Origin of the sequence: Dysosmobacter acutus, assembly GCF_018919205.1 — a bacterium.
GTDB classification, from domain to species: Bacteria; Bacillota; Clostridia; order Oscillospirales; family Oscillospiraceae; genus Oscillibacter; species Oscillibacter acutus.
In genome coordinates this window covers 169,581-181,609 of the sequence record NZ_JAHLQN010000001.1, presented here as the reverse complement: position 1 = coordinate 181,609, position 12,029 = coordinate 169,581, and the positions used below count along the sequence as shown (strand labels likewise).

Below are 12,029 nucleotides of genomic sequence, written 5' to 3'. Positions count from 1 at the left end.
GCTGTTATTCCGCGGGGGCTGGGTTGCAGGGATTGCTCTGTGGAGGAGACCCGTATGTTTCGTGGATTGTCTTTGCAATCCGATCCAGGCCCATCTTCAGGGTTTCACGGGGGCAGGCAAAGTTGATGCGCATAAATCCGCTTCCGCCTCTGCCGAACCAGGTTCCCCCGTCCATAGCGACCTTTGCCTTATGATAGATAACGTTCTCCAGCGCTTTTCCATCCGCTTCGTATGCGCGGAAATCAATCCATCCAAGATAGGTGGCCTGGGGATCAATCATGTGTGCCAGCGGAAGATTGTCGGATAGATACTGGTGGATATAGGCAATGTTGCCGACAAGATAGTTCAGAAGCTCCTCCAGCCACGCCTCCCCCTCGTTGTAAGCGGCGATACTGGCAACGATGCTGAAGGGATTTTGCAGCTCCGTATTGTTTTGGAGCTGTACCGCCAGATATTTGTCGCGGATCCGCCCGTTGGGGATGATGATGTTGGAGGCCTGCATTCCGGCCAGATTGAATGTCTTGCTGGGCGACATGCAGGTGGCGGAGTTCATTGCAAAGGCATCGCTGATCGAGGCGAACATCGTGTGCTGCCATCCGGGGTAAATCAGGTCGCTGTGTATCTCGTCTGAGATAACGACCACGTTGTTCTCCAGGCAGATCGAACCGATTCTTTCCAGCTCCCCGCGTGTCCAGAGGCGGGATACGGGGTTGTGCGGATTGCAGAGGATGAAAACCCCAACCCGGGGATCCCTGGCCTTTTCCGCAAAATCCTCAAAGTCCATCTCATAGAACTGGCCGTTGTTCTTCAGCTCACTGACAACCACTTCGAAGCCGTTGCTCTCAATCGCGGCTTTAAAGGGATAGTACACCGGTTCCTGAATCAGGACCTTATCTCCCTTGCGGCAGAGCGCCTGGAGCAGGTTGCAGATGGCGGGAACCACTCCTGGAGAGTATACGATCCACTCCTCCTCCACGCGATAGCCAAAGCGGCGCCTGATCCAGTTGATCGCCGCTTCATAATAGGCGTGGGGCCTGGTGCTGTATCCATAAATGCCGTGCTCCGCCCGCTGTACAACCGCCCGCTTGATCGCCGGAGCAACTTCAAAATCCATATCGGCAACCCAGAGCGGGAGCAGATCCTCTTTCCCGAAATAGGAGTTCAGGCTGTCCGCGCTCCACTTTGCACAATCTGATTTTGTACGATCTATGACCAAATCAAAATTATACTGATTCATCATCGCAGCTCTCACTTTTACCAGTTGGTATTTCGCCGGAAACGGCACGCATCACTTCTCATAAATATGCAGAAACTCGCCGATGCCTTCGCCGGAGGAAATGGGGCAGTTTTTCTGGTAGAGGCACTCGACCAGAATGTTGTTCTCCGGGCAGCGGATCACCTCGACGATCTCGCCAAACAGGTTCATGATCTCAGCGATCACATCCCCCTCGTTGAGAATATCGCCGTCTTTGCACTTGGCCATGAAGAAGCCGCCGGCGTGTGTGACGGGACAGAAGCAGTTTCCAATGTGGGTATAGCTGCTCTTTTTAGCGGCCTCGCCCGGCAGGAATCCAAGCACCTGGGCAATGCCCGTCATCGCGCCCTTGTACTTTGCAATGTCGGAGTCCAAAACCTGACCGCCGCCGCACTCACAGGTGATTGCGGGGATTCCCCGCTCCGCGACCTGGGAGGCAATGATGCCGCCAAACTCCTGCATGGTGTCAAAGTGATCCCAGATGATATCAGAGCCAATTGATTCGCACATTTTCCGCTCAACTTCAGATTCTTTGCTGTGGTCGTTTTTATAGCCGGCGTAGAACAGGCAGTGGCTTGTGAAGCCGCCGCTGTGGAAGTCCGCAAAATAGTTGGCATTGCCGCAGATCAGCTCCATGTAGTTGGCGGCCAGCTGCATGGTATAGACGCCGTCCGGATCTCCGGGGAAAATGCGGTTGATGTTCATGCCGTCAAGCGGGGTGTTGCGGCTGAGATTGCGGAAAGATAGAATATTTACAACGGGAACGCCCACGATGGTCCCCTTCAGCGCTTTGAGGTCCAGTTCCCTCATAAATTGAGCGATGGAGAGCGCGCCGCCGAACTCGCCGCCATGAATGCATCCCTCCAGCCAGAGCACCTCGCCATCCTGCTCGCCGGAGGCGATCATAACCGGCATACGAACCGGACCGTCGGCCAAAGAGCCCATCTCGATATAGCCCTTAACAAGTTTCCCTTTTTCCGCCTGCGCACTGCCAATCTTCAACATGTTTTTTCCACCTTTCAAAAATGATGTAATTATACATAAGCGGGTCCTTTGCAGCGACCTGCGATATGTTCCATATAGGAATTGTTGGCCATTTGGTTCTGTGTATAAACTAACTGGAAAGGGAAAAGAGGCATAAAACAAATATATTTTTTATGTTGATAAGTATACTCCCTAAACCTTTTTCTGTCAATAAAATTTGTATCTGTGGAAGGATTCACGCATTTATTCGTGAATTATGCACGTTTCCCCCAAGTTATTTTGTGCATAAACACAAAATAACTTGGGGGATTCATTTGTTTATTTGCTTTTTTGATAATCGTTTGCTATAATTCTCTAAAACACGCAGATTATTTAGTGTGTAAACTAAGAGAGGTGCTGTACAACGATGACGTTTGACAACAAAGCGGAAATAGACCGGATCTATGCGCAGCTGAGCCCCAAGGCGGACCTTCTTTACGCCTTTGTCATTACCTATTCCAATTATATTTTTGAGCCTCGTGACTACGGGACGGGAGAAAAGCTTGGGATGCTTGCGGTTCATAATTTGACACAGATCGACGATTGCCCCGGGATCACTGCCAGTGAACTGGCCAAGAGCTGGAACCGCACAAAGGGCGCGATTTCTCAGAACATTAAAGTACTGGAAAGCAAGGGGTTGATTTATCGGAAAAAGGATGAAAACAACGCCCGCTCCCATCTCCTCTATACAACGCAGGCCGGCGCCCGTCTGGCGCTGGCACATAAAATCTACGACAATAATGATATCATGCAGACCCAGGCCGCGCTCCTGAAAAGCTGTACCATAGAGGAGGTAAACGCTTTTTATAAAGTGCTGCAGGCCTATTTTGAACTGTTTTGAAGGAGGCGCCGCGCAGAGAAGGGACACTGACCGGGTGAATTGCCCTCCCGCGTGATTATCCGGGAATCCGTTTCAAATCAGAAAACCGCTCAATCGAAAAGGGACCCCCTGAAACCATACGGTTTCAGGGGGTCCCTGCACATGCACACAGCGGGAGCGGATTCCGCCGGGATTCCTCCGCTTCCACCGCTCAAAGCGGCTTCACGCCATCGGCGGGGGAGGAGGGGGCCGCGTCCTCTTTTTTGGAAACCGCCCGCGCTTTCATGGCGGCCTTGTTTTGATACATGGCGTCGTCGGCCCGCTTGAACACGTTGGCGAATACAAGATCCGTCTGGCTGTCATAGATGGCGATGCCCCGGGCGATGGAGAGCGACTCGCCCGGGCGGCCGCCGCAGCAGCCGGCCATTCCGCGGGCAAACTCCTCCAGCAGCTCGGGATAATGTGCCAGGTCCGCGTTTTCCAGGATGATCACGAATTCATCGCCTCCGATGCGGTAGACCGGACTGCGCTTGAAGGTCCTGCAGATGAGCTTGCAGGCGTCGATGATCAGGATATCGCCAAAGTCGTGGCCGCAGGTGTCGTTGACCTCCTTCAGGCCGTTGATGTCCATGACCACCACGGCGAATTCCGGCCGCCCCGTGCGCATCCGCTCTTCCATCAGCCGCTCGGCCTCCAGATAGGCGGTTTTGTTTTTTACCCCCGTCAGTGGGTCCCGGTAAGCCAGCCCATTGATGTAGGTGATGTACTTTTGCAGGCTGTCCACTGTTTTCTGGAAGCTGTCCGCCAGAGTGCCCACCTCGTCTCTGGTCTGGTGGCTGATGGTGACGCTGAGATCGCCCTCGGCAATTTTTTTCGCCGCCGCGTTGAGCTCCTTCAGAGGCCGGACAAGACGGCGCGTAAAGATCACGGTCAGCAAGACGGACAGGGCGGAAATCAGAACCAGCGCCGTGAGAATGTGCAGGATCAACCGATTGCGTGCCGAGTCGATCTCGGAGACGGGCGCGGAAACGGCCAGATGCATGGAATTGCGCAGGGTGCGGAAGGACAATTCCTTATCCTGGCCCCTCCAGACGTATGAGAAAAGGCTGCTGCCCGTGGTTCCGTTTTCCAGCTCTGACACCACAGGGATCAGACTCTTGTCCGCGTTTCCCATGGGCGTGCCCATGGGGATTTCCCGGTGGCTGACCACCATGCCCTGCGTATCCACCAGGAAGGCGTAGCCGCTGTCATAGACCCGAATGCCGCTGACCACGTCCTCAATGATACTGAAATCGATATCCATCCCAACGACTCCCACAGTCTCGTTGTCCCGATAGATGGGGATGACGTAGGAGACCATCTCAACGTCGATGTTTTGGTTGTAATACGGGTCCATCCAAGTGGCAGCGCCATTGTTCACCGGGACATAATACCAGCCCACATGCTCCGTGTCGCTTGGACTGTACGTGGAAAAATCAGTGGGGGTCAGCTCCTCAAAATTTCCGTTTCGCGTGGTCCTGCTCCAGAAGAGACCGGAGGTGGGCGGGGAAAACTTGGGGTTGAAGCGGACGTAAACCGCCAAGGCGCCTTCGGTGTTGTCGGCCGCGTTGACTGCCACGGACATCAGCTGCGACGTATAGGCATTCATATAGTCCGGGTCGGTTTTCAGCCGTTCCAGGCTCTCCAGCTGCTCGGACGTATAGAGGGCCAGTGTCTTCACAGACTGCTCGATGCGGGAGAAGAGACCGTCCAATTCGCTGGCCTTTTCACTGCACAGCAGGTTCATGATCTGGGCGGAGTCCCGATCCACCACCGTGTGGGCGATGCGCACGCCCGCTCCGCCAATGACCAGGGAGGAGAGCAGAACACAGGACAATATCAGGGTGATAAATTTTGTCTGGATTGACTTCATGAAGGATTCGCACTCCCATCCTTATGATTCCGGCAGCTCCGTATAGATGCTCTGCCAGAGACTCCGCCGCAGCCGGCACCGTGTCATGGGGATCCCGCCGCAGCTGAACTGTCGGAGCATCTAACGCTTTCGGGCCGTTGTCAATGGTCGAACCGTTTACCGCACGGTCCGTCTTTTTTTGTTGTCGGTTTGTGAAATTGCCAATAAATTTCCATGATTGAATTGTGACAAGGCAACCGTAACAAAAGCGTGACAAAAAAGCGGTCCCCTCTCAAAAGAAGGGACCGCTCAAAGAAGGATTGATGTCGTGGCTGCGGCTTATTGCTTGTCAAAATAGGCAATCATGAACTCCGCCCAGCTGTACTGCGCCATGTATTCGCCCATATAGGCGTTGACCGCCTGTATGCTGCCGCTGATGAAATCGTAGTAATCGCAGGAAAACGCGTCGGGGACCACGGACAGGCGGCCGCGCCCCTTCAGCAGCACATTGGGAGCCCCTGCCGCCGCCAGGGTGTCGGTCAGGTCCTTGACCAACTGCCGCAGATGGCTCTGGACGGCGGGGGAGTTGGACCTGTCCTCCCAGAGCACGGCGGCCAGCTCCCGCACGGTGCAGACTGCTCCTCGGCGGTTTACCAGATAAGCGAACAGTTCCTTGGTCTTGCTCCGCGCGAAGTTCAGCGGCTGTTCCCCCAGGAACACCTCAAAATTGCCGAAGCACTGTACCCGCAAACGACCGTCCCGGCCGTCTTTCACTGGACGGCGCAGATTGTCCAACTCCGTAAGAATCGCTTCCGGGCTCGCTGGCTTCAGGATATAGCCCGAAGCGTGAAGATAGAACGCCTCCCCCATGTAGTCCGCGTGCCCGGTCACAAAGATGATGTTTACATTGGCATAGAGGTCCTTCAGCTGTTTGGCAAGCTCCAGCCCGGTCAAGTCGAACATCTCCACATCCAGAAAGGCAGCATTGGGGGAAATCGGGCGGCGCCGCACCTCGTCCAGCGCGGCCCGGGGGTCGGTAAACGGGATCAGGGCGCAGTCGGGTACGGCTTTCCGGATGGCGCGGCACAGCACGTCAAGGGCGATGGGCTCGTCGTCCACGGCCAATATTGTCATGCGCATATCCCTCCCCCTTTTTTGGGATGTTGAGTTCCACAGTGGTCCCCTGCCCGGGATTGCTCTTGACGCTCAGACTGCCCCCGCATTGGCTTTCCAACCGTGTGCGTACGTTTTCGATTCCCGCATGGCTGCGGCCGTCGGGGCGCTGCGGATCAAAGCCGACACCGTCATCCGCAACGGTGACTTTCCAGCCGGTATCCGTCTCCCCGGTGCGAATCCAGATGGTTCCGCCTTCCCGCCGCTTTGTCACGCCGTGGCGCACCGCGTTTTCCACGATGGGCTGCAAGGTCAGCGTCGGAATGGAAAAATCCGTCACCGGCAGGTGGTAGAATACGTTTACCCGCCCGCCGAACCGCAGCCGCTCCAGTTCAAGATAGTTTTTACAATGGGTCAGTTCCTGAGAAAAGGGGATCGGCTGGTGAGCAGTCAGCGAATTCATATTGCCTCTCAGAAACACGGAAAAGCTGTCTACCGCCTGCTCCGCCCGCTGAGGGTTCGTCACGCACAGACCCTTGATCGAGGTCAGCGCGTTGTAGAGAAAATGCGGCTGGATCTGGGAGAGCATGATGGAAATGCGCATCTCCGCCAGCTCCAGTTCCCGGGCCTTCATACGCCGGGTCTGCTCTGCCTGAAGAAACAGAAAAATAACCAGAATGGAGAGGGTGGTGGCCAGATTCAGCAGAGCTACGCCATATACAAATATCTGAATGCACATTGACAGGGCCGGCAGCGCGATATAGGACCATAACGCCTCCTCCTCCTGGGGCTCGACCGCCCTGCGGTATCGGATAAGGATCCCGGCATTGACGCACATCCCAAAGATGCCGCCCACCTGGGAAAGCCAGAACCATTGCTGCCGGTGATAAACGTTTTGCGCGTCAATCACATAGAACATGTGATTGAATTGGGAGAGCACCACCAGCAGGAGCGCAATTGCGCACAGAGCCCGGACGAACCGGAGCGGAGCGGCAGAAACGGGCGTTCGCTGGCCAAGATACGCGGTAAGATAGTGTGTAAAGATAGCCAGCAGCACATAGCCCAGGGCGAATACCAGGAAATTGGCGATCCGGACGCCCCACCAGCTCACCGCGCCCGACCGCCCCTTAAACAGCCACGCGGCCGCGTCGCACAGCAGGATCACGGCGTTGCACACCAGCAATTGCAAAAACAGCCGGGTTTGGACGCTGCGGGGACGCCCGCCGACCAGCAGGCATATCGCCACGATAAGCGACAGCACGCAGCCCCATAGTTCAAGGGAAATATTGACGTATCCAACGATGCTCATACCCGTTTTCCACCTCTTTTCCGTATGGTTCAGTATAGCACATTTCATATCGGTGGACAACCGGCGCATCCGGCCTGTGGCGCGGGGTAAAACCACGATGAATTTCCACATCCTGAGCAAAAAGCCGCCCTGTAAGGCCGACAGAAGAGAAAACGCTCCTCTTTTCGGATAAAACCCGAAAAGAGGAGCGCTTTGTGAAAGCCCCGCTCAGCCGGCTGGCCTGTTATTTGCCGCCCTGCCGCGGCGTTTGCTCCTCCTCCGCGTCCCAGCAGGGCGAAATGCCTCCTCGGCTGAAGAACCGGTCCAGCCGGCCCATGATCCAAAATCCGAACAGCACCACCCAGGCAAGTCCAACCACCAGCGCCAGATCACCCATACGATCACTTCCTTAGAGCAATTGTACTGCGATCCGCATATGTGGGGGATTAGCGTTCCGCCCGGTGCGTTAAAAGCGCATAAAGCCAAGAAAACAGCCGGGGATTAACGCAACTTTAATTCGGGACGCTGAGCCCGAATGGCACGCTAATTTGTTCTGCGCTACCATAGTGGCACAAAAGGAGGGCTGAGTATGGAACTCGTTTTAGGCGTCATCGGCGCGGTGACCATAGCGGTATTGGTCTATTTGACGGTTGTGTTGATGAAGGAGGAGTGAAAAAGAGATGAACCCGGCGATTCAGTATGTGTTGTATGTAGTGATCCTGGTGGCGCTTGCGCTGCCCCTTGGCATTTACATGAGCAAAATTATGGGAGGGGAGCGGACAGTGGTCTCCCGCACCCTTGGACCGGTGGAACGAGGGGTTTACAAACTCCTGCGCATCGATCCGAAGGAGGATATGGGCTGGAAAAAGTATCTGGCCGCGGCCCTCCTCTTTAATCTGTTTGGATTTGCTGTCCTGTTCCTGATCCTGCTGTTTCAGGGACATCTCCCCTGGAATCCCCAGGGATTGGACGGCCTGAGCTGGCATCTGGCCTTCAATACGGCGGTCAGCTTTGTCACCAACACCAACTGGCAGGCCTACTCCGGGGAGGTGACGCTGTCCAACTTCTCTCAGGCCATGGGTTTGACGGTGCAGAACTTTGTCTCCGCAGCCAGCGGAATCGCCGTACTCTACGCCTTGATTCGGGGACTGGTCCGGGCCAGGGCAAAGGGCATCGGCAACTTTTGGCAGGATCTGACCCGTTGCACGCTGTACATCCTGCTGCCCATCTGCCTGATCAGTACGTTGGTGCTCACCAGCCAGGGTGTACCCCAGACCCTGGGCGGCAACAGGTATGTGGATTTGGTGGAGCCCATTGCCATCGACGTCGAAGGCAATGCGCTCAGCAGCGCGGAGATTGACCTGGAGGCAGGAACCGTTACAGTGGACGGCCAGACGGTTCCCGGCGCGCAGATTGTGACGCAGCAGGTGCTGCCCCTTTACCCCCAGGCCAGCCAGGTGGCTATGAAGCAGTTAGGCACCAACGGCGGGGGCGTGCTGGGCAACAACTCCGCCCACCCCTTTGAAAACCCGAACCTGCTGACCAATACAGTGGAGATGATCTTCCTGCTGGTCATCGCGGTGGGGTTGTGCTTTTCCTTTGGACGCAGCATCTCCAAAATGGGTGTGAGCCACGGGATGCGCCAGGGCACTGCGATTTTCCTGGCCATGTTTATAATGATGATTGCCGCTATGTGGATCGGCGCCGTCCATGAGGCGGCCGCCACGCCGGTGCTGGAGCAAAATGGCCTGGTGGACACGGCCCTTGGCAACATGGAGGGCAAGGAAACCCGCTTCGGCGTCACTACCTCCAATACCTGGGCGGTCTGGACCACCTGCGCATCCAACGGCTCTGTCAACTCCATGCACGACTCCTATACGCCCCTCGGCGGCATGATCCCCATGCTGCTGATGATGCTGGGCGAGGTCGTATTCGGCGGCGTGGGCTGCGGGCTGTACGGCATGATCGGATTCGTTATCCTGACGGTGTTTATCGCCGGGCTGATGGTGGGCCGCACACCGGAGTATCTGGGCAAGAAGATCGAACCCCGGGAGATGCGGATGGCGGTGCTTTTGTGCTTGGCCACACCCATCGCCATTTTGATCGGCTCCGGCATCGCGGCGCTGCTGCCCGGGACGATGGACAGCCTGAACAACACGGGCGCCCATGGCCTCAGCGAGGTGCTGTATGCCTATTCCTCCGGCGGCGGCAACAATGGGTCCGCATTTGCGGGCTTTAACGCCAATACCCCGTTCCTCAATATCAGCATTGGTCTGGTGATGCTCTTCGCCCGCTTTGTCCCCATGGCGGCAACCGTTGTGATCGCCGGAAGCATGGCCGCCAAGAGGAAGGTGGCGGAGAGCGCCGGGACGCTCTCCACCTCCAACGCCATGTTCGTATTTCTGCTGATCCTCATCGTGCTGATCATCGGCGCGCTGAGCTTCTTCCCCGCTCTGTCCCTTGGCCCCATCGCGGAATATACCGAAATGATTGGTCTCAGTTAAGGTAGGTGTTCAAAATGACGAATCAAAAATCTCCTTTTGCTGATCAGGCAATCCTGGCCAGAGCCATCCGGGATGCCTTTAAAAAGCTCTCCCCCAGGGACCAGGTAAAAAATCCGGTCATGTTCCTGGTGTACCTGTCGGCGATCCTCACCACGGCATTGTACGCGCTGTCCTTAGTTGGAATTTCCGAACACCTGGTCTCCAGTGGCTTCATCTTGACCATTGCTGTCATTTTGTGGCTGACCAGTCTGTTTTCCAACTTCGCGGAGGCTATCGCCGAGGGCCGGGGGAAGGCCCAGGCGGATTCCCTGCGCTCCTCCCGCCGGGATGTGACGGCTCATAAGCTTTCCGATCCCTCCGACCGTTCCAAATATGTGGATGTGCCCGGAGCCACCCTGAAAAAGGGGGAGTTCTTTGTGGTCAGCGCCGGCGAACAGGTCAGCGCCGACGGCGAGGTGGTGGAGGGCGCCGCCTCGGTGGATGAATCCGCCATCACCGGCGAATCCGCGCCTGTGATCCGGGAGGCCGGTGGAGATCGGTCCGCCGTCACCGGCGGCACCACCGTCCTCAGCGATTACCTGGTGGTCCGGGTGACCCAGGAGGCCGGAAGCTCCTTTCTGGATAAAATGATCGCCATGGTGGAGGGAGCCAACCGGAAAAAGACACCCAATGAAATCGCGCTTGAGATTCTGCTGGTGGCCTTGTCCATCATTTTTGTCCTGGTCACCGCGTCGCTGTACGCCTATTCCGGTTTTTCCGCCGTGCAGGCGGGTATGGGCAATCCCACCTCTGTGGTCTCCCTGGTGGCTCTGCTGGTTTGTCTGGCCCCCACCACCATCGGCGCGCTGCTCAGCGCCATCGGCATCGCCGGTATGAGCCGCCTGAACCAGGCCAATGTGCTGGCCATGAGCGGGCGGGCCATCGAGGCCGCCGGAGATACCGACGTACTGCTGCTTGATAAGACTGGAACTATCACCCTGGGCAACCGCCAGGCCGTTGCCTTTTTGCCGGTGGATGGTGTCAGCGAGGAGGAGCTGGCCGACGCAGCCCAGCTCAGCTCCCTGGCCGACGAGACACCTGAGGGACGCTCCATCGTGGTGCTGGCCAAAGAGCGTTTCGGCATCCGGGGCCGGGAACTTGGCGACAAGACTTTCCTCCCCTTTACCGCCCAGACCCGTATGAGCGGCGTGGACTGTCAGGGCGGCGAAATCCGCAAGGGAGCCGCCGAGGCGGTGCGCGCCTATGTGGAAAGCGCCGGCGGAACCTTTACCGGCCAGTGTGAAAAGATAGTGGCCGACGTGGCCCGCCAGGGCGGCACGCCCCTGGTGGTGGCGAAAAACCACAAGGTGTTGGGGGTTATCCACCTGAAGGACATCATCAAGGACGGCGTAAAGGAGAAGTTTGCAGACCTGCGGAAAATGGGTATCCGGACCATTATGATCACCGGCGACAACCCGGTGACCGCCGCAGCCATCGCCGCCGAGGCCGGCGTGGACGATTTTCTGGCTGAGGCTACCCCGGAGGCCAAGCTTGAGATGATCCGCAAGTTCCAGGCCGAGGGTCACTTGGTGGCCATGACCGGTGATGGCACCAACGACGCTCCCGCCCTGGCTCAGGCCGACGTGGCTGTGGCCATGAACTCCGGCACCCAGGCGGCAAAGGAGGCGGGGAATATGGTGGATCTGGACTCCTCGCCCACCAAGCTCATCGAGATTGTCCGCATCGGAAAGCAACTGCTGATGACACGGGGCAGCCTGACCACCTTTTCCATCGCAAACGACATTGCAAAATACTTTGCCATCATTCCCGCCATCTTTATGACGCTGTATCCGGGTCTGGGGGCGCTGAACATCATGCGCCTTGCAAGCCCCACCACCGCCATTCTCTCCGCCCTGATCTACAACGCGCTGATCATCGTGGCCCTCATCCCCCTGGCCCTTCGGGGCGTCAAATACCGGGAGGTTCCGGCGGGAAGGCTGCTCAGCCACAATCTGATGGTGTACGGCCTGGGTGGCATTGTGGTACCTTTCCTTGCCATCAAGTTCATCGACCTGATCGTGGCTATGCTGATCCTGTGAAATGGAAGAGATGTTTGTGATGTACCGCGGAAATTCAGCCCCGCGGCGTAAGGCGTC

9 protein-coding genes are annotated in these 12,029 nt (G+C 56.9%); 3 read left to right on the top strand and 6 right to left on the bottom strand.

Going from position 1 to position 12,029, the window contains the following annotated elements:
• Positions 1-4 precede the first annotated feature (4 nt).
• A complete protein-coding gene (locus KQI82_RS00840) occupies positions 5-1,237 on the bottom strand; it encodes a MalY/PatB family protein (RefSeq protein WP_241426744.1) in 1,233 nt (410 codons plus the stop codon).
• A gap of 51 nt (positions 1,238-1,288) precedes the next feature.
• The gene (locus tag KQI82_RS00835) at positions 1,289-2,260 is read right to left on the bottom strand and encodes a succinylglutamate desuccinylase/aspartoacylase family protein (RefSeq protein WP_216557362.1); all 972 of its coding nucleotides are present in this window, start codon (positions 2,258-2,260) and stop codon (positions 1,289-1,291) included.
• 385 nt (positions 2,261-2,645) lie between these two features.
• Here KQI82_RS00835 and KQI82_RS00830 point away from each other — a divergent pair, with 385 nt between their 5' ends.
• On the top strand, positions 2,646-3,119 hold the full coding sequence (locus tag KQI82_RS00830) for a MarR family winged helix-turn-helix transcriptional regulator (RefSeq protein ID WP_216557361.1): 474 nt from the start codon (positions 2,646-2,648) through the stop codon (positions 3,117-3,119).
• Positions 3,120-3,309: 190 nt separating this feature from the next.
• Here KQI82_RS00830 and KQI82_RS00825 read toward each other — a convergent pair whose 3' ends face one another.
• The 4 genes from KQI82_RS00825 to KQI82_RS00810 all read right to left on the bottom strand — a co-directional run bounded on the left by KQI82_RS00825 (position 3,310) and on the right by KQI82_RS00810 (position 7,787).
• Entirely contained in the window at positions 3,310-5,010 is a 1,701-nt protein-coding gene (locus KQI82_RS00825; RefSeq protein WP_216557360.1) for a sensor domain-containing diguanylate cyclase, read from the bottom strand.
• A gap of 318 nt (positions 5,011-5,328) precedes the next feature.
• Positions 5,329-6,123, bottom strand: a complete 795-nt coding sequence (locus tag KQI82_RS00820; RefSeq protein WP_241426575.1) for a response regulator — start codon at positions 6,121-6,123, stop codon at positions 5,329-5,331.
• A complete protein-coding gene (locus KQI82_RS00815) occupies positions 6,083-7,411 on the bottom strand; it encodes a sensor histidine kinase (protein WP_216557354.1) in 1,329 nt (442 codons plus the stop codon). Before KQI82_RS00815 ends, KQI82_RS00820 begins: the two co-directional genes overlap by 41 nt.
• A gap of 223 nt (positions 7,412-7,634) precedes the next feature.
• Positions 7,635-7,787, bottom strand: coding sequence for a hypothetical protein (locus KQI82_RS00810; protein ID WP_216557351.1), 153 nt, complete (start codon positions 7,785-7,787; stop codon positions 7,635-7,637).
• 283 nt (positions 7,788-8,070) lie between these two features.
• On the opposite strand from KQI82_RS00810, the gene kdpA reads away from it, so the two are divergent.
• Together kdpA and kdpB are read left to right on the top strand one after the other, a co-directional pair.
• On the top strand, positions 8,071-9,894 hold the full coding sequence (gene kdpA / locus KQI82_RS00805; protein WP_216557348.1) for a potassium-transporting ATPase subunit KdpA: 1,824 nt from the start codon (positions 8,071-8,073) through the stop codon (positions 9,892-9,894).
• A gap of 14 nt (positions 9,895-9,908) precedes the next feature.
• Positions 9,909-11,972, top strand: a complete 2,064-nt coding sequence (gene kdpB / locus KQI82_RS00800; RefSeq protein WP_216557345.1) for a potassium-transporting ATPase subunit KdpB — start codon at positions 9,909-9,911, stop codon at positions 11,970-11,972.
• Positions 11,973-12,029: the final 57 nt, after the last annotated feature.